General features: G+C 65.7%; 20 protein-coding genes. 6 read left to right on the top strand and 14 right to left on the bottom strand.

All coding sequences use genetic code 11. From position 1 onward, the window contains the following. Positions 1–32: 32 nt before the first annotated feature. The gene (locus ABIB49_RS16255; RefSeq protein ID WP_283480942.1) at positions 33–1,646 is read right to left on the bottom strand and encodes a phospholipase D family protein; all 1,614 of its coding nucleotides are present in this window, start codon (positions 1,644–1,646) and stop codon (positions 33–35) included. Positions 1,647–1,719: 73 nt separating this feature from the next. Here ABIB49_RS16255 and ABIB49_RS16250 point away from each other — a divergent pair, with 73 nt between their 5' ends. Together ABIB49_RS16250 and ABIB49_RS16245 are read left to right on the top strand one after the other, a co-directional pair. Beyond that, positions 1,720–1,893, top strand: coding sequence for a hypothetical protein (locus ABIB49_RS16250; RefSeq protein WP_283480941.1), 174 nt, complete (start codon positions 1,720–1,722; stop codon positions 1,891–1,893). A 235-nt stretch (positions 1,894–2,128) separates the two neighbouring features. Continuing rightward, positions 2,129–5,023, top strand: coding sequence for a putative bifunctional diguanylate cyclase/phosphodiesterase (locus tag ABIB49_RS16245; RefSeq protein ID WP_283480940.1), 2,895 nt, complete (start codon positions 2,129–2,131; stop codon positions 5,021–5,023). Between the two features lie 80 nt (positions 5,024–5,103). On the opposite strand, the gene ABIB49_RS16240 is transcribed toward ABIB49_RS16245, so the two are convergent. Further along, on the bottom strand, positions 5,104–5,823 hold the full coding sequence (locus tag ABIB49_RS16240) for a cation diffusion facilitator family transporter (protein ID WP_226774282.1): 720 nt from the start codon (positions 5,821–5,823) through the stop codon (positions 5,104–5,106). Continuing rightward, a complete protein-coding gene (locus ABIB49_RS16235; RefSeq protein WP_226774281.1) occupies positions 5,820–6,146 on the bottom strand; it encodes an ArsR/SmtB family transcription factor in 327 nt (108 codons plus the stop codon). The genes ABIB49_RS16240 and ABIB49_RS16235 overlap by 4 nt, the downstream gene beginning before the upstream one ends. A gap of 118 nt (positions 6,147–6,264) precedes the next feature. Here ABIB49_RS16235 and ABIB49_RS16230 point away from each other — a divergent pair, with 118 nt between their 5' ends. Together ABIB49_RS16230 and ABIB49_RS16225 are read left to right on the top strand one after the other, a co-directional pair. Then, positions 6,265–7,494, top strand: coding sequence for an MFS transporter (locus ABIB49_RS16230; protein WP_226774280.1), 1,230 nt, complete (start codon positions 6,265–6,267; stop codon positions 7,492–7,494). 4 nt (positions 7,495–7,498) lie between these two features. After that, positions 7,499–7,858: an ArsR/SmtB family transcription factor gene (locus ABIB49_RS16225; protein WP_226774279.1), complete on the top strand. Its 360-nt coding sequence runs from the start codon at positions 7,499–7,501 to the stop codon at positions 7,856–7,858. A 247-nt stretch (positions 7,859–8,105) separates the two neighbouring features. Here ABIB49_RS16225 and ABIB49_RS16220 read toward each other — a convergent pair whose 3' ends face one another. The 4 genes from ABIB49_RS16220 to ABIB49_RS16205 form a co-directional block, all read right to left on the bottom strand. Then, positions 8,106–10,235, bottom strand: coding sequence for a copper-translocating P-type ATPase (locus ABIB49_RS16220; RefSeq protein WP_283480937.1), 2,130 nt, complete (start codon positions 10,233–10,235; stop codon positions 8,106–8,108). Between the two features lie 264 nt (positions 10,236–10,499). Beyond that, positions 10,500–11,072, bottom strand: coding sequence for a sulfocyanin-like copper-binding protein (locus ABIB49_RS16215; RefSeq protein WP_226776034.1), 573 nt, complete (start codon positions 11,070–11,072; stop codon positions 10,500–10,502). After that, on the bottom strand, positions 11,069–11,326 hold the full coding sequence (locus ABIB49_RS16210; protein WP_226776035.1) for an SHOCT domain-containing protein: 258 nt from the start codon (positions 11,324–11,326) through the stop codon (positions 11,069–11,071). The genes ABIB49_RS16215 and ABIB49_RS16210 overlap by 4 nt, the downstream gene beginning before the upstream one ends. A gap of 375 nt (positions 11,327–11,701) precedes the next feature. Then, on the bottom strand, positions 11,702–12,130 hold the full coding sequence (locus tag ABIB49_RS16205; RefSeq protein WP_226776036.1) for an ester cyclase: 429 nt from the start codon (positions 12,128–12,130) through the stop codon (positions 11,702–11,704). 433 nt (positions 12,131–12,563) lie between these two features. On the opposite strand from ABIB49_RS16205, the gene ABIB49_RS16200 reads away from it, so the two are divergent. Further along, positions 12,564–13,295, top strand: coding sequence for a FadR/GntR family transcriptional regulator (locus tag ABIB49_RS16200; RefSeq protein ID WP_226776037.1), 732 nt, complete (start codon positions 12,564–12,566; stop codon positions 13,293–13,295). A gap of 151 nt (positions 13,296–13,446) precedes the next feature. Here the strand turns inward: ABIB49_RS16200 and ABIB49_RS16195 are convergent, their stop codons facing one another. The 7 genes from ABIB49_RS16195 to ABIB49_RS16165 form a co-directional block, all read right to left on the bottom strand. Further along, entirely contained in the window at positions 13,447–14,133 is a 687-nt protein-coding gene (locus tag ABIB49_RS16195) for an N-acetylmannosamine-6-phosphate 2-epimerase (protein ID WP_226776038.1), read from the bottom strand. A 45-nt stretch (positions 14,134–14,178) separates the two neighbouring features. Further along, positions 14,179–15,117, bottom strand: coding sequence for an ROK family protein (locus ABIB49_RS16190; protein ID WP_226776039.1), 939 nt, complete (start codon positions 15,115–15,117; stop codon positions 14,179–14,181). 44 nt (positions 15,118–15,161) lie between these two features. Continuing rightward, positions 15,162–16,079, bottom strand: a complete 918-nt coding sequence (locus tag ABIB49_RS16185; protein ID WP_283480934.1) for a dihydrodipicolinate synthase family protein — start codon at positions 16,077–16,079, stop codon at positions 15,162–15,164. 46 nt (positions 16,080–16,125) lie between these two features. After that, the gene (locus ABIB49_RS16180) at positions 16,126–16,932 is read right to left on the bottom strand and encodes an ATP-binding cassette domain-containing protein (protein WP_226776041.1); all 807 of its coding nucleotides are present in this window, start codon (positions 16,930–16,932) and stop codon (positions 16,126–16,128) included. Next, on the bottom strand, positions 16,929–19,019 hold the full coding sequence (locus tag ABIB49_RS16175; RefSeq protein ID WP_354157358.1) for a dipeptide/oligopeptide/nickel ABC transporter permease/ATP-binding protein: 2,091 nt from the start codon (positions 19,017–19,019) through the stop codon (positions 16,929–16,931). The genes ABIB49_RS16180 and ABIB49_RS16175 overlap by 4 nt, the downstream gene beginning before the upstream one ends. 3 nt (positions 19,020–19,022) lie before the next feature. Beyond that, the gene (locus ABIB49_RS16170) at positions 19,023–19,979 is read right to left on the bottom strand and encodes an ABC transporter permease (protein WP_263660626.1); all 957 of its coding nucleotides are present in this window, start codon (positions 19,977–19,979) and stop codon (positions 19,023–19,025) included. A gap of 114 nt (positions 19,980–20,093) precedes the next feature. Continuing rightward, entirely contained in the window at positions 20,094–21,752 is a 1,659-nt protein-coding gene (locus ABIB49_RS16165; RefSeq protein WP_396021313.1) for an ABC transporter substrate-binding protein, read from the bottom strand. Between the two features lie 95 nt (positions 21,753–21,847). On the opposite strand from ABIB49_RS16165, the gene ABIB49_RS16160 reads away from it, so the two are divergent. Then, positions 21,848–22,801 carry a DUF4862 family protein gene (locus ABIB49_RS16160; protein ID WP_283480928.1) on the top strand — a complete coding sequence of 318 codons (954 nt, stop codon included), beginning with the start codon at positions 21,848–21,850 and terminating at the stop codon, positions 22,799–22,801. The last annotated feature ends 38 nt before the right edge of the window (positions 22,802–22,839 follow it).

Here is a 22,839-nt window from a genome sequence, read left to right as displayed (position 1 = left end):
AGCGGCCCATGCCGTACTCACAGGTTGCCTGGCTAAAACCGGTCAGTGCCTCGCAGCCGGCGGGGGCGGCCGTCCGGATCCACGACGAGACGGCTGATTGGATCCGCCCAGAGGCGTTGGAGGGCCGAGACGGGTTCTGGCGTGTGGTGTCGCACGTTTCCCGTGGGCCGGGGTGGGCGCTGGCCGGTTTCGTGCCAGTGGTCAAGAGCATCGGCGGTGGTGTTCCAAAGCTCGAGTCCGGCCGCAGGGTCGTGGAGCCGTGGGTCGTTCTGGTCCAGGCCAAGGTGCTCGGCCCAGAGTTGGAGCCGGAGCCCGCGGGCCAACGGCCGGGAAGCGCCGTCGCCGGTGTCTGTGCCGGGCGTTCCCCGATTGTCGGCGGTGGTGTCGAAGACGGCGCAGGTGAGCTCGCTGTCGGTGGTCCAGGACCGGCGGTTGAAATTGTCTGAGCCGCAGGTAAACCAGGTGTCGTCAATGATGCAGATCTTGGCGTGGACGTAGATCGGTGTTCCCGAGCGGTTCTCCAGGTCGAACACGCCGACCCTGCCGGGTGCGACCCGGTGCAGCATTTTGAGGGCCCGCAGTTGCCCGATCCGGCTGGGCGGCCCGGCGACAGGCCCATCAGAGTCAGGGTAACGGGGCACGACGGCAATGACCCTCAGCTCGGGATTCCGTTCGAGAGCTTCAACGATGCCTGCTGCGACCTCTGCCGACCACAGGTATTGATCCTCGATGTAGATCAGCGAACGGGCGCGGGCAAAGGCTTTCGCGTATCCGCGCGCGACGCTGCGCTCCCCATTTGGTGCGAACGGAAACGGGGGATGTTTCACCCCGTAGGTGCGCAGCAGCTGCACGGCATGAGGGCCGGCCGGTGGTGGCGGGGGCGCAGTTGCCGGGAGCGGTTCGGGGTGCCGGGGCATCCGGGCGAGACGTTGCAGCAGCATCCGGTAGGGAGTGCGCCGGTCCAGAGGATGGGGGTCGTTCCAACGTTCTGCGAACACGGCCAGCACGTCTGCCACCACTGGGCCACGCAGTTCGAGGGCGGCATCGTGCCACGGCGGTTGTTTCCCGTATCGGGGATCCATGTCCACCGCTTGCGGATCTCCCGCGTGATCGGCATCGTCTCGACGGCTGTGGGAAAGGTCGAGCCCGCCAACGAAAGCAATGTCCCGCGACGGATTGTCCCGACGGCGGATGACGAACAGTTTTTGGTGATGGGAGCCGAACAGGCGGACACGCTGATCCAGCAGCACCTCTCCTCCGGCGTCGTTGATCTGACGACTTAAGAGCTCATTGGCCCGGCCGCTGATCGGGGCCGATACGCGCTCCCCGTGGGATCTCCAGACAAGGCCCCGCACTTCGACTCCCGTGCGGGCCAACCCCGCGAGCAGATCGCCAATCGACGGTCCGTCCGGCAGGAGCCGCTCGTCGGCATCGCCACGCCAATCGGTGAACCACACACGGTCTCCCGCCTGCAGGTCTGTTAGCTCCTCATGCAGGCGGGCGAAGTAGCTCGCTCCATGGATGAGGGGCCGCACCAGGTTGCCCTCCGACCACGACGGGGATCCGGCACCGCCGGCGTGTACGTCCGTGGCCAGATTCCCCCGCTCAGCGCGACTCAGGAACCACGTACCGGCATTACTGTCCACTCGATACTCCTTCGGGGCCCGAGGCCAGGCCGCTAGTGTCTGGTCTCCAAAATAGCCTACGACTGTGCGGGTAATGCCACCATCCGGGTTCTCAGCGCCCGGCAAAAGCGGGTCGGCGGTCGCTTTCAGCCGCAGCCCGGGGCAGGTCCTGAACATCGCGTACCTCACCGCCAAAGCCGAAAGAGAAGGCGGGTTCTTCCCCAAGGGGGTAAACGGCGAGATCAACCGGAGCGCAGCCAGCGCCTGACACTCCACCCTTGGCAAAAGCCACTAGCTCTTCTGCTTCCCCGCCACAGCGCTCACGGCTCCATCCGTGGCGGGGGCGCAGGAAGGCGACATCCGTGGCCCGGTCGAGACCAAGTGGAAGTACACCGTGCGCTCAGCGCCCCGGCTGATCACGCTCCGCGAACCCTAATGCGCCCTGCCTGTAGTCTTCTTACGTTGGTCGGCACGTCTGCCCCCTTCGGGAACAAGGGAATGACATGCAGCTGGTTGGGCGTACCGGAGCAGCCCTGGTCGGCGCAGTAGGGCTCGCCGTCCTGTTCGGCTGGTACACCGGAGGTGCACTGCTGGCGAGCGGGCTACTCTCGATGAAGCCGACGGCGGCGCTGGGAATAGTGCTCCTCTCGATTTCGCTGATCGCAGTTGACCATCGGCGTCTCACCGCAGTCCTCGGTTCGGCTATATTCGTCATCGGCGGCCTGTCATTTGTCGAAAACATACTGGGAACCTCGCTTGGCATCGATACCTTGCTGCCGGGAATCGAGTGGCGCGGGAGCCTGCCGCGGATGGCGCCGTCCACGGCCTTCTCGCTGTTGGTGTTGGGCGGCTCCCTCCTTTCCGGCAGACTTGTCCGAAGCGCGCTGGCCCTCGCAGCCATGGGCATCAGTCATATCGCGATCCTCGGCTATATCTATGGCGTTTCCTCTCTTTACACAGTTGCTGGGTACACCAGCATGGCCTTGCCCACGGCCCTCGGGATTGCAGTGCTGTCGGCGGCGATACTGCTTCAGCACCCTTCCACTGGTTTGGCCGGACTGTCGCGGGACGCAGGCAGCGCAGGAAAGCTGCTTCGCCCGGCGATACCGTTCTTCATCGGTGGTCCGTTCGCCCTCGGCTGGATGTGCCTGACGGCGCAGCGTATGGGCTGGTTCGACACCCCGTTCGCCGTCGCGATGCTCGTCTTGAGTATGACGTTCCTCGGCTGCGCGTTCACCTGGCTGGCGGCTCTAAGGCTTCGCGAACTCGATGGGCAACGTGAGGCCGCGCTGAGGAGGCTTGCCGAGACAAACCACATGCTCGAGACCATGGTTGTGGCTCGGACCGGGGAACTGGCAGAGACAGCGGACGCGCTCCAGGCGCTCGTCCGGCTTGCACCGGTCGGCATCGTGCAGCTCGACGCCGGGGGAGGGCTTCTCTCCGCTAACGACCAGTGGCTCAATATGAGCGGGCTGACCCTGGTCCAGTCCCTGGGCAGCGGCTGGTCCTCCGCGCTGCACCCCGACGACGTCGAACGGGTACTGGCCGCATGGGGAGAATGCGTCTCCGCCGGCACCTCCTATTCGAGCACGATTCGTTTTCGCATGCCGGACGGGCAGGTCAACTCGGTGCAGGTCACCACCACGCCGATCCGCGATGAGGGAACCGTGACCGGACACCTGGCCAGCATCACGGACGTGACTGCCCTGCGGGCCGCGGAGGAGTCGGCGACGGCCGCCCGGGCACGGTTCGAGGCGGCCTTTGCCTGGTCCCCGCTCGGAACCGCCATCGTGTCGCTCGATGGCCGGGTGCTGGAGGCCAATCGGCGCCTCTTCGATCTGACCGGCCGGTCGACAGGTGTGCTGGATGAGTCCATTGAGGCGGTTTTTATGCCGCTCGAAACAGTCGGCCAGGATGCCCTGCCGGCCGGGCTGCTGGAGGGCTCCCGGCAGCGTATGGATCGACGGATGCGGCGCAGCGATGCCGAGGAGACGTGGGTGAAGGTCAGTGTCGCTGAAATCCACGAAGGCAAACACGTGGGGGGTCTCCTGTACCAGCTGGAGGACATCACTGCCCGCCGGCTGGCAGAGGCCCGTGTGGAGCACCTCGCTTTTCACGATCCGCTCACGAACCTGCCCAACCGGCTGCTGCTGCTGGACCGGCTTGCCCAGGCATTTCTCCAGGCGGGACGCCACGGCAAGGGTGTGGCCGTGTTGTTTATCGACCTGGACCGGTTCAAGGTCGTTAATGACAGCCTCGGGCACCACTCCGGCGACTTGGTCCTGACCGAAGTCGCCGACAGGCTGCGCCGCGGCACTCGGGCGTCGGACACGGTGGCTCGCCTCGGCGGCGACGAATTCGTCGTCGTCTGCCCAGATGTCGACAGCCGGCAAGACGTCGCCCGGCTCGCGGATGAGCTCCAGAAATCCATCGCCCTGCCGATCCTGATCGGCGAGCACATCGCATCCGTGGATGCCAGCATCGGCATCGCTTTCGGCGTCGGCGACGATGACCCTGAATCGCTTCTGCGTAACGCGGACCAGGCCATGTACTTGGCGAAGGACCACGGGCGCGCGCGATACGAAGTTTTCGACGACGAGCTGCGCGGCCGGGTCGCACAAACGCTGGACACCCAAATGTCCCTGCGCAGCGCGGTGGACCTGGGCCAGATCGAGACCTGGTACCAGCCGATAGTGGATCTGCGGAACCAAACGGTCGTGGCCACCGAAGCACTGGCTCGCTGGCGCCGACCCGAGCGCGGGCTCGTGCTGCCGGGTGACTTCATCGCTATCGCCGAAGAGACAGGCCTGATCAAGCAGATCGGAAGCACGGTCCTGAACCAGGCGTGCCGGGCCGCCGCGGCGCTGGACGGCGCCATGGCCGTCAGCGTCAACGTGTCTCCACGTCAGTTCGCGCGGGACGACTTCGGCGCCGTGGTCAAGCAGGCTCTCAGCATCTCCGGGTTGCCGCCGGAACGACTCTGGCTGGAGCTCACCGAGAGTGCGATGATCGAAGCGATCGGCTCCGCGGCCAAGATGTTCCACGAACTCCGCGACATCGGTGTGCGACTTGCCATCGACGACTTCGGCACGGGCTATTCATCCCTCTCCCACCTTCGGGCCTTCGACATCGACCTGCTGAAGGTGGACATAACGTTCGTGCGCGATATCGAAACGTCCGCACACGACCGGGCGGTTGTGGAAGGCGTCATTCGGTTGGCGGATTCGTTGAAGCTGGAGGTCGTCGCCGAGGGCATCGAAACGACCGGGCAACTGGACCTACTGCTGAAGATGGGTTGCCGATTCGGGCAGGGTTACCTTTTCTCGAGGCCGTCCCCCGACGTGTCACCGCTCGTGCATTTGGAGGGTTTCCTGGCTCCGGCAGCCCGCGCCCGGTGACTGTGGAATAAACGGTAATTCCGGCTCGACCTGCCGGACGGGGTGGAGCCCAAACCCGGACCCGGGGCCACAGCCGTCGATCAGGGCGAGGAATCACAGCCACCGCAGCAGGCGTACGATTCGTCCACCCCGGTGGTCTTTGCCGCCACCGCCGATAGATCAGCCGTGCCGCCGGGCACGGTGCAGCAGACGTCGCCCCGCCAGGCGTTGAGGCCTTCGCGGACGGCGATCACGGCGATCAGAAGTGCGGCGCCGGCGTCGGCCCACCACCAGCCCAGGGTGCTGTTCAACACCAGCCCGAGCAGCAGGACGGCAGAGAGGTAGGTGCACAGGAGGGTTTGTTTGGAGTCCGCCACCGCAGACCGGGAGCCGAGTTCCCGTCCGGCGCGGCGCTGCAGCCAGGACAACATTGGCATGATGGCCAGGCTGAGGGCGGCGATGATGATGCCGGGCGTGGAGTGCCGCGCTTCGCCGCCGCCGGCCAGCGAGCTGACAGAATCGACGGTGACGAAGGCTGCGAGGGCGAAAAAGGAGATCGCGATGAGCCGCAGGGTCAGGTGCTCCCGCCGTTCCGGATCCCGGGCGGCAAACTGCCAGGACAGGGCGACGGCGGATGCCACTTCGATTACGGAATCCAGGCCGAAGCCGATCAGGGCCGAGGACTCCGCGACGCCGCCGGCCCAGAGGGCGATGACCGCTTCGATGACGTTGTAGCTGATGGTGGCGGCAGCGAACAGCCGGATGCGCCGGCTTAGCACTGCCCGGCGGACGGGGTTCGGTCCCAGCGAGAGGGCCGTCATGCCAGGCACGTCCCGTCGGGGGCGCAGCAGGCCGGGTCCACGGCCAGGACGACGCCGAGCAGGTCGCCGATGGCGTGGCCCAACCGCTCGTCGGCGAGCTCGTACCGGCTCCGGCGGCCGTCGGGGACGGCCACCACCAGTCCGCAGCCGCGCAGGCACGTCAGATGGTTGGACATGCTCTGCCGTGAGACGCCGAGGGAATCGGCCAGGTCGGAGGGATAGGCTGGCGCCTCGGCCAGCGCCAGCAGGATCCGGGCCCGGGTCGGGTCGGAGACAGCGTAGCCGAACCGTGCCAGCACTGGAGCGCGGGTAAGGGATTCCATAACTCTAAAGTACACGCGGGAATGTATTCATACAATTCTGTATTGTTCTTATGGGCTAGGCTAATATGTGCACATGTAAGCACTTGTTGATTGTTCGCCATTACCGTGAGGAGCCGCGTTGCTTCAAGTCCTGGCCGTTCCGGCCTATCGGAAGCTCTTTTCGGCCCAGATCGTCGCCCTGCTGGGCACGGGCCTGTTGACCGTGGCGCTGGGTCTGCTGGCGTTTGACCTCGCCGGCGGCCAGGCCGGGGCGGTGCTGGGTACTGCGCTGACCATCAAGATGCTCGCCTATGTTTTCGTGGCCCCGGTGATGGCGGCGTTGGTCGAGCGACTGCCTAAAAAAGCGGTGCTCGTCGGCGCGGACCTGATCCGGGCAGGCATTGCCCTGATGCTGCCGATGGTGGACCAGGCATGGCAGATCTACGTCTTGGTCTTTGTGCTGCAGAGCGCCTCGGCAACGTTCACCCCGGCGTTCCAGTCGCTGATCCCGGTGGTACTTCCCGAGGAACGCCACTACACCCGGGCGCTCTCGCTTTCCAGGCTTGCCTATGACCTGGAGTCCCTGCTCAGCCCGGCGCTTGCGGCGGCCCTGCTGACAGTGGTCTCTTTTCATGAGCTCTTCCTGGGGACCGTGGCCGGGTTCTTGTTCTCGGCGGCCCTGGTGGTCACAACGCGCCTTCCGGTCGCACCGGCGGTGCGGCAGGAAGGAACCCTCTGGCACCGGACCACCCTTGGCGCCCGGATCTTTGCGAAGACTCCGGAGCTGCGGGGACTGATGGCGCTGAACCTGGCCGTCGCGGCCGCGACCGCCCTGGTGCTGGTGAACACCGTCGTCTACGCCCGGGACCTGTTCGGCGGCTCCAACACCGACGTCGCCATCGCCCTTGCCTGCTACGGCGCCGGTTCCATGGCCGTGGCGCTGACGGCACCGGCGATCCTGGACAGGTTACCGGACCGGGCCTTTATGCGGGCCGGAGCGGTGCTGGTCTCGTTCGGACTCGCCGGGGCGTTCGCGCTGCTGGCCGTACCGGGAACGTGGCCGGTCTTGCTGGGACTGTGGGCCCTGCTCGGCGCCGGGACCTCGATGATCAACACACCCTCTGCCCGTCTGCTGCGCCGCGCCGCGACGGACAGAACCCGGTCGTATATCTTCACGGCCCAGTTCTCCCTCTCCCATGCCTGCTTTATCATCACCTACCCCGTGGCCGGCTGGGTCGGCGCCGTCGCGGGACAGCCAGCGGCCGCCGCCGTACTGGCAGCGGTGGCTGCCATAAGCACGGCAGCGGCCTTCAAGTTCTGGCCCGCGGCGTTCAGGACCGGTCCAGTGCCGGAGACGACGAAAGGCTGAGCCGGTGGACAACATTACAGGCGCCCCCGCCGCCAGCCTCCAACACCCGGACGCCCCCGACGCTCTCCGCCTGGACGCGGCCACCGCTACCTTTCGGATGCTCTCTGACCCCACCCGGCTGCATATTCTTTGGCTCCTGGCCCAGGAACCCTCGGACGTCGGCTTCCTGGTGGAACGCACCGGGGCGTCCCGGACCTCGGTGAGCCAGCACCTGGCCAAACTGCGCTTCAGCGGTCTGGTCACCACCCGCAAGGACAGCCGCCACATTATCTACAGCATCGCCGGCGGACACCTGGCCCGTCTCGTGATGGAAGGCCTGAACCACGCCGACCACAAAGTCACCGGTGAATCCGTCCATGACTGAGCTGCGGGCCAGACGCGAAGTGCGGCAAACCCCGGACGAAGCCAGGGCATGAACTTTTGGGATGCGGCGGTCGCGGCCGCAGCTGGTGTCGTCCTGATCTATGCCGTACTGCTGGTTCTCTTGGCCGTGCCGGGTCCACAAGGTAACGGGTGTAGTCAGCGCGCTTGTTCCACACCCATGGCCGATGCACCCTTGTGCTTATCTGACGGACCGGATGTGCTCCAGTGCACACTGGCCGCTGCCGGGGTCAACGGACTTGGGCGGGGTTGAGTTTTAGCCGGCGCAGCAGCTGCGCGTTCAGGGCTACGACCACTGTGGAGATGGACATCAGTACGGCTCCCGTGGCAGGGGAGAGGACGACTCCGGCGAAGGCGAGTACGCCGGCGGCGAGCGGGACGGAGATGATGTTGTAACCGGTGGCCCAGATGAGGTTCTGCCACATTTTCCGGTAGCTTGCCCGTGAGAGGTCCAGCATGGACAGGACTGCGCGGGGGTCGTTGCCGGCTAGGACCACACCGGCGGATTCCATCGCGACATCGGTGCCGGTGCCGATTGCGATGCCCACTTCGGCCCGGGCCAGCGCGGGGGAGTCGTTGACGCCGTCGCCGACCATGGCGACTTTGAGTCCGCGGGCCTGCAGTTCGGCGACTTTCTTGTCTTTGTCTGCCGGGAGGACTTCGGCGAACACCTCGTCGATATTGAGTTCTTCGGCGACGGCGGATGCGACCTGTTGGGCGTCGCCGGTGATCATAGCGACCTTGATGCCGCGGTCCTGCAGGGCTTTGACGGCCTGGCGGGATTCGGTGCGGACGGCGTCCTCGAGGCTCACGGCCCCGAGGATCCTTTGCCCGTCAATGATGTGCAGGACGGCTGCGCCACGGTCCATCCACGCCCCGGTGGCGGCGGCCAATGATTTCGGTTCGTGGGCTTCGAGGTCACGGAGCAGTGCCGGGCCGCCGACGTGGATGGTCCTGCCGTCGACCGTGGCGCGGACACCGCGGCCGGTCATGGACGAAAATCCGGACGCCGCTGGAATCGTCAGGTTCTGCTCCCGTGCGGCGCGGACGATGGCCCGTGCCACCGGGTGCTCACTGTCTGCTTCCACGGCTGCTGCCAGTGCCAGGAGATCGTTCCGGTCCACGCCTTGGGCGGTCGCGACGTCTTTGAGTGCCGGTTCGCCCTTGGTGAGGGTCCCGGTCTTGTCGAAGAGCACAACGTCGATGGTGCGCATGCGCTCCAGTGCCAGCCGGTTCTTGATCAGGACACCGGCCCGTGCCGCCTGCTCGGTGGAGATGGCGATGACCAAGGGGATGGCCAGGCCAAGAGCGTGGGGGCAGGCGATTACGAGGACGGTGACGGTGCGGGTCACGGCGTCGGGGACGCTGCCCAGCAGTGACCAGACGATGAACGTGAGGACCCCGGCGCCGGCGGCGAAGTAGAACAGGAAACCGGCGGCCCGGTCGGCCAGGGCCTGGGCTTTGGAGGAGGAGGCCTGCGCCTCGGCGACGAGGCGCTGGATTCCGGCCAGGGCGGTGTCGTCCCCGACAGCGGTGACCTGCACGCGGACGGTGTTGTCTGTGGCGATGGTTCCGGCGATGACCTTACTGCCGGATGAGCGAAGGACGGTCCTGGATTCCCCGGTGATCATCGATTCGTCGAACTCGGCCTGGCCGTCAACAATGGTGCCGTCGGCCGGCATTCGGGCTCCGGAGCGGACCAGGACGGTGTCCCCCGCCGCAAGCTCGCTGACTTTGATGGTTTCGGTGCCCTCAGCGGTAATCCGGTCTGCCTCGTCGGGCAACAGAGCCGCAAGAGCGTCCAGGGCACCCCGTGCGGAGCCGAGTGCGCGCATCTCGATCCAGTGCCCCAGCAGCATGATCGCCACCAACAGGGCCAGCTCCCACCAGAAGTCCAGGTCGAACCCGCCGATCCCGAGGCTGGTGATCCAGGAGGCGATGAATGCGACGCTGATCGCCATGGCGATCAGCAGCATCATGGCCGGTTTTCGGCTCTTCAGTTCCTCCAGGCCACCTTTGAGGAAGGGCTGCCCGCCGTAGAAGAAGATCACCGTGCCCAGCGCCGGCGGGATCCAGGCCGAGCCCAGGAAAACCGGGGGTGTATAGCCCAGCAGCCCGCCGAACATGGGGCTGAAGAACACGACAGGCACGGACATGGCCAGCGTCAGCCAGAACCTGTTCTTGAACATCGCGACGCTGTGTCCGGCGTGTTGGCCCTGGGTGTGCACCATGTGCTCATCATCCATGCCGCCGCCATGGCCGGGGTGGGAGTGAGGAGCGTTGCCGACGACGGACCTGCTGAGGGGAACGCCGGACGTGTCCTGCCGGGCGGCACGTCCGTGGTGGTGGTCGTGGTCCATGGGTGTACTCCTTATGTTGTTTCCCCGGCTGCGGGCGGCTCGGACAAAGCACTTCACTGACAACATCCCAAACATACCCCCAGGGGGTATAGCTGACAAGCAGGTCCGGATGTCTGTCCCCTTATCCGATGCGTCGACGATGGGCGAGAGAGTGGATTCTCGCCTGGGGTGGAACCTGCCGTGTTGAGTCGATGGCACGAGCCACGTCTTGCGAACCGAGCACTGGACAGACCGCCGCGTGGTCGCTGGCTGTGGTGCGGGAGCCTAGTTCACCGTAATTTGTGTGTACATCCCGGCGGCGTAATGGCCCGGCAGATTGCAGACCAGCTCATAGCGTCCGGGCGGGAGGGTGACGGTCACCCAGCCTGTGGTTCCGGGCAGGATCCCTTGACCGGTTCCTTCGGCGCAGGTATTGGATGCTTCCCCGAGGCTGTCGGCCTCGTCGATTTGTCCGTCAGCGCCGATCGGGCGGGTGCCGGGGATCTGGTCGGCGGCGAGGGGCAGGATGACCAGTTCGTGGCTGAGGGTGCCGGCATTGGCGGCCAGGAAGGACACCGCGCCGTGCGCAAGCGTGCTGCGGTCTGCCGTCATCCGCATGGCCCCGCCCATCCCGCCGTTGCGCGCGCCCATCATGGGACCGCCCATGTTGGTCAGTGACACGCTGATGACCGGCCCGGGAAGATCCGGGGCGACGCACCGGTTCCGGGCCGGAAAACCGGTGACCCCGGGATTCACCAGTCCGCCGAAGAGTCCAACAGCGACGAGGGACAGTGCCGTTAGAAGAATCGTGGCGGCGATCCCGAGGAACAGCTGCCCGCGGCGGGATATAGCCTTCATTCCTGGCGCCTGAGCGCCGCCCGCCGGGCAGTGAACTCCTGTTCGTCGATTTCCCCGCGGGCAAAGCGCTCATGGAGAATACGCTCGGCGTTGTGGTGCGGCGGCAGGGGCGCGCCTGCACCATCGCCGCCATGGGGTCGCCGGACCAGCAGCACCACCACGGTCACCACGCCGCCCCAGAAAATCAGCATCAATGCGGCCATGGCCACCCATGCGCCGATGCCCCAGCCAGACCCGTACCAGCCATCCATCATGATCAAACCTCCTGCAACAACGCTATGGCCCCGCAGAGCCTTGGAACAGAGGCTTACGCCCCGAGCGCCGCGGGTGCAGACCGGGGGCGTTTGGTCCGTGGAAATGCCTTAAGGATCATTCCTTCCACGTCATTGAGACGGACGAGGGGGTGACGGCTGAGCTGGACTTCGTTATGGTTGGCGCCGGCGTCGATGGGCTCGAGTCGGAACGATGTGCCGCCGCCGTGCGACGGCGTGGGTGAACCGGGAATTGTTGCAAGGTCTGGAACCCAAAGGCTTTGGCAGGTCCTATGCGTGGCGACATGTACTCGGGAGCGGCCCTGACGGCGGATTACCTGGCCGGGATGTTCAACGACTGACCGGTGTGTGCGGAGATCAGTCAGCGTGGAGTTCGACGCGGGCGCCCATCGCAGTGAGCGCTCCATAGAGGTCAGGCACGCCCCACCATTCGACAGCTAGTCCGCCTTCAAAGCGGAGGATGTGAATGGAGGCCACCGTCACGGGTTTATTGCTGGCCGCCAGGCCTAGAAACGGCCCTGTATGCGTCCCCCGCCATGTCATCCGGCCTGCAACTTTATCGCCCTCCGCGACGGTATCCTCGATCGTTCCCGTGAGGCCGGAGAGGCCGGCATGCATTCCCTGCATCCAGTGAATAATTCCAGCCGAGCCTGGAAGCTGGCCTGGATCGGCGCTATGGTCCACGATGTCGGCGCTGACGACCCGGGCCAGCGCATCCTCGTCATTCGCCGTGACGGCGGCGATGAGGCGCCCGTATGCCTGCCGCAGTTCGTCTTTGTTTCCCATCGTTTCTCCCCGGATCGGCTCCTGCAACTAAGTCTGGTCGCCGCGGCGGATGCAGGCAAGGGGGGGCGTGACCCCGCTGATAGCTCCGAGCGGGTGGCGTCTTGGAACTTCTCTCCCGGGAGCCGACGCGGGGATAGGAGCGGGGTGCGGTGGCTCTCGCGGCGTTAAGTTGCCGCGGCCGGTACACGGCAGTGAATAACTTACCGGAAGGCGGCGGTTCCGCATTCCGGCGGCCAGGCTTGAGGCCCCTAAACGCACATCCTGGTGGCGGGGGCCGGGCGCCGGTTCCGGCCACCCTGGATCAGCAGTGCATCGGCGCAGGGGTCAGAAATATCTTCGAGTCGTCGCAGGGGAAACTGGACATTGGACGTCCCATCTCCTGTAGGCTGACTAATAAGAGTGGTCGATCACAGCCACGGCCAGAAGGAGCGACATGAGCATCGAATCCCAGGTAGTGTCCCCGGCCCGTTTCAGCGCTCAGATCAGGTCCCATGCGCTGCAGACGCGCATCATGGACCTCATCCTAGAACAGGGACTGGACGTTGGGGACGCATTGCCGACTGAAAGTGAGCTTTCGGCGGTGCTGGGTGTCGGGCGTAACACTGTCAGGGAGTCCCTGAAGGTGTTGCAGGCGCTTGGTGTGATAGAGATCCGGCACGGTTTTGGCATGTTCGTGGCACCTAACAACTTCAGTGCACTGACCGACGGGCTGGCGTTCCGCGGCCGTCTGTCGCTGCGGCACCGGGGTGAAGAGGCCATGGAGTTGATTGACGTGCGTCAGGCGCTGGAATCCGGACTCATCGGGTCCGCGATCGACCTCATGACCGAGGAGCACCTCGACGGTCTCCGCACCACCATGGAGCTGATGGACGCTGCCGCGGAAGCAGGCGAGCCGCTGGCCGAACTGGATGCGGAGTTCCACCGCAGGCTCTACGCGCCCCTGAACAACGAGCTTCTCATCAATCTCATGGATGTCTTCTGGAAGGTCTACCGGCAGATCCATCAGGCTTTGGGCTCAGGACCCGTGGATCTGGGCGATCAGGCCCGTGTCCATTGGGAGATCTTCCAGGCCGTGGTCGACAAGGACAAGCCGCTGGCCTCCGAGCGGCTCCAACGCCACTTCGACGGCATCCGCCGGAAGCTCAAGGACGTCGCGGCCAGCTAAAGGCCAAGGCGGGCCAGGCGCGTTCGCATCAATCCGAACCACTGGTCGGGGTCCCGGAGCCATGCCGGGTTTGGCGCGCCGCAGCGGGCGTGCGGGAGGAACGCCCTTCGGAGTTGATGCCCGCGATGAGTCCGTGCCATGGCGCCAGTCCTCAGCAGTGCAGCGCGGCAGTGAACCATCCGGTGATGGTGGCCGGGTGGGTAATGGCGGTGCCGACGACGACGGCGAACGCGCCGGCGCCGAGCGCCTGGCGGGCTTGCTCCGGTGTGTGGATTCGGCCTTCGGCGATGAGCGGTTTCCCGAAGGCTGCAGCGGCGATCCGTTCGAGGAGTTCAAGGTCAGGGCCTTGGGTCTTGGTGCGTTCACTGGTGTAGCCGGCGAGGGTGGTGCCGATCAGGTCGACCCCGGCGTCGACGGCCGCTGCAGCGTCGTCGTAGGAGCCGCAATCGGCCATAACGAGCGCGTGGGAGCCGCCACGGATGCCGGCGACTGTCGCTGCCAGGCTCAACCCGTCCGGGCGCTGCCGGCGGGTGCCGTCGATGGCCACGATATGCGCTCCGGCATTGGCGACTGCTAGGGCATGCCGCAGTGTCGGGGTGATCAGGACGCCGTCGTGGCCATCCTTCCAGAGCCCGATGACCGGGACCTCGACGGCGGCCCTGGTGTGCTGGATATCGGCCAGCCCCTGGACCCGGACGGCTGCGGCACCGCCGATGACGGCGGAGGCCGCGAGCTGCGCGGTGGTGCGGGGATCCCGCATCGGCTCGCCAGGGTAGGCCTGGCACGAAACGATAAGCCTGGAGCGGAGGGACTCGAGGCCGTCGGGGGTCAGGATCATAAGTGCCTTGTTTCTGTGTGGCCCGGTGTTGGCGGACAGGTTCGGTCAGTTGAAGACGAGCTTTGCGGCGCCAACGACTGCCGCGGAGTTTTGCAGTGTGGCGCGGAGGACGGGCATGCGGGCGAGCGGGGCCAGCAGTTCCCGGCGCAGGGCTGCCTCCATGGGCTCCCACCACAGCTCGCCGGCGTCGGCCAGCCCGCCGGAGACTACCAATACCTCGGGGTCCAGGATATTGAGAAGCCCGCCGGCCGCCTGGCCAGCCGCAGCGGCCGCGGTGCTGACGGCCTCTCCCGCCGCAGGATCGCCGTCGTGCGCCAGGGCAAAGACTGCTCGGGTGTCCGGGACTGCAGGGGAGCCGCCCAGCCGCAGGAACGCCGCGTGGATGGCCGGCCCGGAGGCCACGGCCTCCACATGGCCCGAGTTGCCGCAGGAACACGGCAGCGCCTCGCCGCCGGAGTACGCGTACGGGGATGCGAGGTGCCCCACGTGACCGCCCACGAAGCGGTGGCCGAGGACCGGCGTGCCGGCCAGGACCAGGCTTCCTCCCACACCGGTTCCGAACGCGATCAGCAGCGAACTCGCCGTCCCAGCCGCGGCACCGCGCCACGCTTCGCCGAGTGCATGGGCGTGAACGTCGTTCACGGCACGGACCGCGGCCGCGGGAAGCCCCAGCCGCCCTGCAAGGCCCTTGGTCAGCGCCGTCCGCGCCCAACCCCGGATCGCGTCGGTCGCGGAAACCACAACGCCACGCCCTGCGTCGATCACGCCGGCGGAGCCCACCCCGACGCCAATGGTGGTGATGCCGTTGGCTTGGGCCCGGAGCCGTATCCTGGACACCAGCGCCGCGGTGGCGTCCAGGACAGCCTCGCCGCCGGCACGGCTGAGTGTTGGGGTGGTCTCCGAGAACAGCAGTTTGCCGTCTTCCGAGACCAGTCCTGCTGCAGTCTTGGTGCCGCCAAGGTCCACACCGATGGCGTGCGCCATGTTCCTCCTCAATCCAAGTTCCCTAGGTCCGTGAACACTGGAGCCTAGAGCAGGCCGTTGCGTTCAAGGATGACCTTGATGGCGGTGGTTTCGTCCTCGTTCAGGGAAGGCATGGGTGTGCTCATGGTGTTGGACTCGATGACGCCCATAAGCTGCAGGGCCGTCTTGAACGCGCCGAGGCCCGCCGCGCCGCCGGAGACCCGGCCGTTGGGGGTGTAAACGATCTCGAAGAGGTCGGCAATGCGGTCCTGCTCGGCAGCAGACTTTGCCCACTCGCCGGCTGCTGCGGCGTCCATAAGGCTCCGGTAGCCGCGGGGGTCCACGTTGCCCAGGCCCGGGACGACACCTTGGGCGCCGCCGAGCAGGGCGCCGTCGACGACGACCTCGTGACCGGTGAAGATGTCGAAGTTGGGGATGTCCCGGGCGGCCAGCAGGAGCTGGCGGAAAGCGACGTCGTCGCCGGAGGAGTCCTTGACGCCGGCGATCACGCCGTCGCGGCCGAGCCGGACCAGCAGGTCAGTGGGCAGTTTGAAGTGGGTGCGGACGGGGACGTCATAGGCGAAGATCGGCGCGCTGACGGCGTCGTGTACGGCGCGGAAGTGGGTTTCCGTCTCCTCGGCGTTGCCGATCGCGTAGTACATCGAGGTCACAACGATCGCATCGGCGCCGAGGTCGATGACCTTCCGGGCCTCCTCGATGACGCGGTTGGTGGTCTGTTCGTTGGCGCCGACGATCAACGGCACGCTGCCGGAGTTCGCATCGGCGATGGTGCTGACAACGAGTTCGCGCTCGGCATTTGTCAGGTAGGGGACCTCGCCGGAGGATCCGAGGACGAAGAGGCCGGACACCCCGCCGTCGAGGAGGTGCCGGGTGAGGTTCTTCAGCGAGTCGGTATCGATGCTGCCGTCGGTGTGGCGGGGGGTGACGACCGGGGGAATGACGCCCTGGAATTGGGTAGACAAAGGTATCTCCAATGATGGTTTGGTGAGTTGGGAAAGGATGGGGGGATCAGGGGTGCAGCAGGCTGGGTGCGGCGCCGAGCAGTTTCTTGGTGTAGTCGTTGCCGGGATGGTCGAAGACCTCTCCGGCGGGACCTTGTTCCACGATTTCGCCGAAATACATAACGCAAATCCGGTCCGAGACGTAGCGGACCGTCTGGATATCGTGGGAGATGAAGACCATACCGAGGTTCAGCTGAGTCTTTAGGTCCGAGAGCAGGTTCAGCACCTGGGCCCGGACCGAGACGTCCAGCGCCGAGGTCGGCTCGTCCGCCACAATGATGTCCGGGTCCAGGGCCAGGGCGCGGGCGATGGCAACGCGCTGGCGCTGGCCGCCGGATACCTGCGAAGGCGTGACCTCGGCGGCGGATGACGGCAGCCCGACTAGTGCGAGGAGTTCCTTGACTTTCGCTGCCCGCGTCGCCGCGGTGCCGATCCCGTGGATCTTGAGCGGGTCGGTGAGGATGTCCTGGATGGTCATCCGGGGGTTGAGCGCAGTGGACGGGTCCTGGAAGACCACCGATACTGCGCGGCCAAATTCCCTGCGCAGGGCGGCGTTCCGCTTGATGGCGGGCTTCCCGTGGAACAACACCGCACCTGAGGTGGGGGTCTGCAGTCCCACCAGCACGGAGGCAAGGGTGGATTTGCCGCAGCCGGATTCGCCGACGATCCCCACGGTCTCGCCGCGGCTGATGGTGAAGTCCACTCCGTTGACTGCCTTGACGATGTTGGGCCGGAAGAGGCCGCCGGTTCGGGCCCGGTGGTGAACCTTGACGTTCTTCAGTTCAATCACGGGCTTGCCGGTTGGTGTGCTCACTTGGCATCCTCCTTGAGGTGGCTGGCCCAGTAGTGGTCGCTTTTTTTGTCAACTGGGGTCAGGACGAGCCGCTGGTCCGGGTCGGCGTCGGGCCGCAGCGAACGGGGAGCAAACCTGTCGCCGGTGGAGAACGCCCTCGGTGATGGTACTGTGCCGGGGATCTGGTGCAGGCGGGCGGCGTCGGCCTCAATGGAGAGCACGGCGCCGAGCAGGCCCCGGGTGTATTCGTGCCGCGGGTTCTGGAGCAGGGCGGATGCCTGCGCGGACTCCACGACCTGCCCGGCATACATCACGGTGATGCGGTGCGCGAGTGACGCCACCAGGGCGAGGTCATGGCTGACGAACACCATGGCGAAGCCCAGTTGCTCGCGCAGCTCGTTGAGCAGCTGCACCACCTGGTGCTGGACGGTCACGTCCAGTGCGGTGGTGGGCTCGTCAGCGACGACGATCCGGGGCGAGCGGGACAGTGCCATGGCGATCAGGACACGCTGCCGCTGGCCGCCGGAGAGCTCGTGCGGGTAGCTGGCCAGGGTGCGGACGGGATCCAGCTTGACCATTTTGAGAAGCTCGGCCGGGGTCTTGCGACCGCCGCGGCGGGTGAGTTGCTCCAGCTGGTCCTTGATTTTCATCGAGGGGTTGAGCGAGCTCAGCGCGTCCTGGTAGACCATGGCGATTTGCTGGCCCCGTAGACCTTGGTAGGCCTGGGTGCTGCCGTGGCCGGTTGAGGGGTCCAGCAGTTCCTTGCCGTTGAAGGTGATCGAGCCGGAGATCTTGGCAGTCTTGGGCAGCAGTCCCATGATGGCCAGGGACGTGATGGACTTGCCGCAGCCGGATTCGCCGACGAGCCCCATGGTTTCGCCCTCGCGGACGTTGAAGGAGACGTTGTCCACGATGTCGGTGTCGCCGAAGCGCCCCGGGAAGCGGATGGATAGGTTCTTGACCTCGAGGACCGTGCGCGCGGTGTCGGGGACCTGGGGGAGGCGGTCGGTCCGTCCGACTTCGACGGTGGCGAGCAGTTTCAGCTCCTGGTCCAGCAGGGCGTGGGGATTGGCCGTTGGGACCTGCCTGTCCTGAGGGCATCCGGCCTCCGGGACAGCATCGGCCACAGCGGCGCGGACGACGTCGAGCTCATGCTGCTCCAGCACGGAGCCTTGGGCTACCGAGGTGCCGATCTCGGCGTCGACGGCCACAGCGGCGGGGGATGACCCGTCGTCGTCCTTGACAACGGGTGCCCGGCGGAGCTTCGGATTGACCATGGCATCCGTGAGGCCCTCGGCCAGGATGTTCAGGGCGAGCACTGTGAGCAGGATGGTGAGGCCGGCGAACGTGGTGGCCCACCAGCCGCCGGACAGGACGAGGTTGCGGCCGTAGGAGATCACATTGCCCCAGGACGGCGCGGGGTCCTGGACGCCGGCGCCGAGGAAAGAGAGCGAAGCCTCCAGGATGATCGCGTCCGCGACCATCACTGTGGCGAACACCAGGACCGGGGCCGCGGTGTTGCGCACGACGTGCTTCAGCAGGAGGTAGAAGCGGCCGGCGCCAATTACCCGCGCGGCGCGGACATAGTCTTCGCCGTATTGGGAGAGGACGTTGGCGCGGACCACCCGGGCGAGCTGGGGCGTGTAGATCACCGCAATGGCCACGATGATGGTGGGCACTGTATTGCCGAATGCCGCCAGCAGCACAGCGGCCAGGGCGATGCCGGGGAACGCCATAAGAATGTCCATAAGCCGCATGATCAGTTCGTTGACCGGTTTGCTGGAGGTCGCGGCCAGGGAGCCGAGCAGCGCGCCGGCAGCCATGGCCAGCGACACGGCGCCCAGGCCGATCATCAGGGAGGACTGCGCGCCATAGAGCAGGCGCGAGAAGATGTCACGTCCCAGCCGGTCGGTGCCGAAGAGGTGCTCCCCGCCGGGCGCCGTCGCCGGGGTGAAGGATTCCAGGGGGTCGTGCGGGGCGATGAGGGGCGCCAAGATGGCGGAAACGGTGATGGCCATCAGGAAGAGGAGCGCGAGCCGGGAGGTCCATGGAAGGGCCTTGAACCGGATTCCGGGGGCGCTGAGGCGTTCAGCGAGTTTGCTGCGCATGGGTCAGACCGTCCTGATTCGGGGGTTGATGAGCAGGTAGAGAAGGTCGACGGCGATGTTCACGAGTACGAAGGTCACTGAGATGGTCAGGACCACCCCTTGGACGAGGTTGACGTCGAGGTTGGTGATTCCGTTGAGGATCAACTGGCCCATGCCGGGCAGGGCAAAGATCATTTCGATCACAACGGCGCCTCCGAGTAGATAGCCGATCCGCAGTCCCAGGACCGTCACCGGTGTGACAAGCGCGTTCCGGAGGACGTTTTTTGATACGACTTCCCGGTAGGGGACACCGTTGCCGATTGCTGTCCGGACGTAGTCGCGGTCAAGTTCCTCGACCATCGAGGTGCGGACCACACGGATCAGGGAGGCGGAGACCGGGATGGCGAGGGCAAGGGCCGGGAGCGTCATCGAGTTCAGCCACCCGCCGAAGCCGGATTCGGGTGTTGCGAGGCCGCCCGAGGGGAAGGACGGGCTGGCGCCAAGGGCGAACCACTGGATCAGCAGGATGCCCAGCCAAAATGACGGTGTTGCCACGGCGGCGATGGAGAACACCCGGACCAGTTGGTCCTGCCATTTGTCCCGGTAGAGTGCACCGATGATGCCGAAGGGAAGCGAGAGCAGAACGGCGATCAGCACCCCCAGGAAGGTCAGTTGCAGGGTCAGCGGAAACGCGGCAGCGATCATGTCGGCCACCGACTTTGCCGGCGGCGTGGTGACCCCGAGATCAAACTGGAGCAGCTTCCCGAGGAACCGGAAGTACTGCAGAACCAGGGAATCGTTGAGCCCGTTGTTCTGGCGGTACTGTTCCTTGGCTTCCTCACTGGCACCGTCGCCCAGGGCGCTGCTCGCCTGATCGCCTGGGGCGGCCTGAAGGACCAGGAACACCAGCAGGGTAATGCCAAGAATCATCAGGGGCAGCGCCGCAAGCCTGCGGCCCAGCAGGCGCAATATCGTGACCAAAATTGTCTCCGGAATTCGTGGAAGTTTGTCCCGGCCTCAGCCGGCACCGGGGGGCAGGTCATCCAGGTCCGGGCGGGAGGGGGCCCGCCCGGACCTGGACTTATTCGGCCGGAATCAGGCCGTGCGCCCGACGCCGATGAAGCCGACACCGGTGGTGGGCAGCGGCTTGAAGCCGCTGAGCTTCTTGGCATCCCAGGCGCTCGGAAGCTGGCGGTGGAAGATCGGATACAGCGGGAGCTCTTCGGACACCAGATCCACGATGTCGCCGGTCACCTTTTTCGCTTCAGCCTTGGTGGACCGCCCGGCTTTCGCCATGAGGTCCACAAGTGTCGCGCGTTCCGGGGTGGCGGCCCAATACGCGCGGCCCTTCATCCAGGTGTCGCCGGCGTAGAACCAGCTCAGCAGCAGGTCGGCGTCGTTGCCGAAGACGGACGGGTCGCCCGGGGCGGCGACGACGGAGAAATCTCCCTTGCCCACCCGGTCCGTGTACAACGCACCGGATTGCAGGTTCTTTAGGGTGACCTTGACGCCCGGGATCTTGTTCCAGGATTCCAGCATCAGCGGGGCCACATCCTTGACCCAGGCTGTGTCCGTGGTGAGCAGTTCAAATTCGAGGTTTGTGACGCCGGCCTGCTTCAGCAGATCCTCGGCTTTCCCGGGGTCATAGCCGTAGACATTCTTGGCCTTGACGTAGTCCGGGTGCCCTTCCTGGAAGTAGGAGCTGGCGGCCTTGGCGTTCCCGAACAGTGCCTTCTTAATGATGGAGTCCTTGTCCAAGCCGTAGTGCAAGGCTTGGCGGACCAGCTTGTTGTCGAACGGGGCCCGGGCGCAATTGAACATCATGAAGAGCAGCCCAAAAGACTGGACGGATTCCACCGTCGCCTTCGATTTCAGTCCGTCAATGTCAAGGTACGGGACATCCTCGATCGCCTGCACACGACCGGACTGCATCGCCGTGACGCGGGCGGCGGCGTCGGAGAGCAGGAGCCAGTTCATGCCCTTGGCCAGTGCCGGCATGGGCCCGTTGTAGTCCGGGTTTGCCTCGAAGACAATCTTGTCGTCCTTGACCGCGGACACCAGTTTGTAGGGGCCGGTACCGACGGGCTTGGCGTCGAATGCTTTGAGCTGATCCGATCCGAGCGGGAAGTTGGCCAGGGCCTTGGGAACGACCTTGACGACGGAGATGCGCGGGCCGAAGCCCGGGAACGCATATTTCAGCGTGAACTCGACGGTCTTCGCGTCGATGGCCTTGACGTCCTGGATAAACGGGATGAATTGGGAGAAGAGCGACTTGTTCGCCGGGTCCATCACACGGGTAAAGGAGAAGACCACGTCTTCGGAGGTGACCGGGGTGCCGTTGTGGAACGTCGCGCCATCGCGGAGGGTCACCTGGTACGTGGTGTCGTTGACTTGCTTCGGATCGGCCGCGGCGAGGGCGTTGTACGGCTCGCGGGTGGCGGGATGAAGTTCCACCAGGCCCTCGTAGACATGGAGGTTGGCGGCCAGCGGCGTTGCCCCGGAAGCGGACAGCGGGTCGAACCCGGTAGACAGGGCGTAGGAGATGCCCGCTTCGATGATGAGGTCCTTGTTGATCGGTGCAGTGTTTGCCCCCGGTCCTGCCGTTGTGGTGGCGGCTCCGCCGCAGGCGGCGAGAGAAGTGGTGAAAGCCGCGGCCATGCCCAGGGCGCCCGACAACTTGAGGAAGCTCCGGCGGCTGGCGTCATTGACCAGCGGCAAGTTCATTGATGTCCTGCTCATAATTTGCCTCACCATTCGAGTATATTTATCGGATGTAGGACGTCCGATGCTTGTAGTGAAAACTGTAAGGGGCATCACACGGGCCCGTCAAGCGGGTGTAGAACCGCAAGTTGGCGAACCCCCCGGGCGACGTACGCAGCATCCAGATCGAAGGAGAGAATGTGTCACTGATCGTCGGCGCCTATCCGGCCCAGCCCGAGGGGCTGCTGCAGAGTCAGTTCTTCGAGGAACTCGCAGCACTCGCCGCTATCCGCGGCCTCGAGCTTCCCTACCGCGCCTGGGGCGGCGACCCGTGGCCTGCCGGGGCGAACGCCGACTGGTCAGCGGTGGTCACCGCAATTCCCGGAACCATGCAGAGAGCCGGCGCAGACGCGCGGTTCGGACTCGCCTCCACGGACCGGGAAGGGCGTCGGGCCGCCGTTGACTTCACGGCAGGGATCTTGGGCTATGTCGCAGGCCTTCGGGACCAGGGGCACCGGGTGGAGGCCGTCGCGTTGCATTCTGCTCCGTCCGGGCATGGCACTCCAGCGGCCTTCGCGGAGTCGCTCTGGGAGATCCTAGGGTGGGACTGGCAGGGCACCTCCCTAGTGGTTGAACACTGCGATGCACCGCGTCCCGGACGGGTTCCTGAAAAGGGATTTCTTTCATTCAGCGACGAAACCAACCTCGTCCGGGCGTTTCGGGAGCAGGGCCAGGACATCGGAATGCTCGTGAACTGGGCCCGGTCCGTCATCGAGACAGGTCAGCGGCGCACGGCAGCAGTCCATGTGGCCGAGGCGCGCGAAGCGGGAGTTCTCAACGGCCTGATGTTTTCCGGGTGTTCCCCCGAAGCCACCGAGTTCGGTTACCCGTGGATCGATGCCCATCTGCCTGCCGTCGAGGTCGAAGGAGCTCCGGCCAGTTCCCTGCTTACCACCCGCGAAATCGCCGGATGCCTTCGCGAAGCCGGCAGGCCGCCGATCATTGGTCTCAAGATCGGCCTGCCAGGGGCCGCGGCGTCACCCCTTGAGCGGGCCGCACGGGTGCGTCAAATGTGCGACCTCGTGATGGCCAACGTCGGGTAGATGGAGGTTCCTGAACATCAAAATGGAACACTCGCCCA

The organism is Arthrobacter sp. UYCu512 (assembly GCF_040547075.1).
GTDB lineage: Bacteria > Actinomycetota > Actinomycetes > Actinomycetales > Micrococcaceae > Arthrobacter.
This window is presented reverse-complemented; position numbering and strand designations above follow the sequence as displayed.

Excerpts from the sequence above, each read along its gene's own strand:
- ABIB49_RS16250 (WP_283480941.1), top strand. The coding sequence starts at position 1,720 with ATGCCACCATCCGGGTTCTCAGCGCCCGGCAAAAGCGGGTCGGCGGTC.
- ABIB49_RS16245 (WP_283480940.1), top strand. The coding sequence starts at position 2,129 with ATGCAGCTGGTTGGGCGTACCGGAGCAGCCCTGGTCGGCGCAGTAGGG.
- ABIB49_RS16240 (WP_226774282.1), bottom strand. The coding sequence starts at position 5,823 with ATGACGGCCCTCTCGCTGGGACCGAACCCCGTCCGCCGGGCAGTGCTA.
- ABIB49_RS16235 (WP_226774281.1), bottom strand. The coding sequence starts at position 6,146 with ATGGAATCCCTTACCCGCGCTCCAGTGCTGGCACGGTTCGGCTACGCT.
- ABIB49_RS16220 (WP_283480937.1), bottom strand. The coding sequence starts at position 10,235 with ATGGACCACGACCACCACCACGGACGTGCCGCCCGGCAGGACACGTCC.
- ABIB49_RS16215 (WP_226776034.1), bottom strand. The coding sequence starts at position 11,072 with ATGAAGGCTATATCCCGCCGCGGGCAGCTGTTCCTCGGGATCGCCGCC.
- ABIB49_RS16210 (WP_226776035.1), bottom strand. The coding sequence starts at position 11,326 with ATGATGGATGGCTGGTACGGGTCTGGCTGGGGCATCGGCGCATGGGTG.
- ABIB49_RS16205 (WP_226776036.1), bottom strand. The coding sequence starts at position 12,130 with ATGGGAAACAAAGACGAACTGCGGCAGGCATACGGGCGCCTCATCGCC.
- ABIB49_RS16200 (WP_226776037.1), top strand. The coding sequence starts at position 12,564 with ATGAGCATCGAATCCCAGGTAGTGTCCCCGGCCCGTTTCAGCGCTCAG.
- ABIB49_RS16195 (WP_226776038.1), bottom strand. The coding sequence starts at position 14,133 with ATGATCCTGACCCCCGACGGCCTCGAGTCCCTCCGCTCCAGGCTTATC.
- ABIB49_RS16190 (WP_226776039.1), bottom strand. The coding sequence starts at position 15,117 with ATGGCGCACGCCATCGGTGTGGACCTTGGCGGCACCAAGACTGCAGCA.
- ABIB49_RS16175 (WP_354157358.1), bottom strand. The coding sequence starts at position 19,019 with ATGCGCAGCAAACTCGCTGAACGCCTCAGCGCCCCCGGAATCCGGTTC.
- ABIB49_RS16165 (WP_396021313.1), bottom strand. The coding sequence starts at position 21,752 with ATGGTGAGGCAAATTATGAGCAGGACATCAATGAACTTGCCGCTGGTC.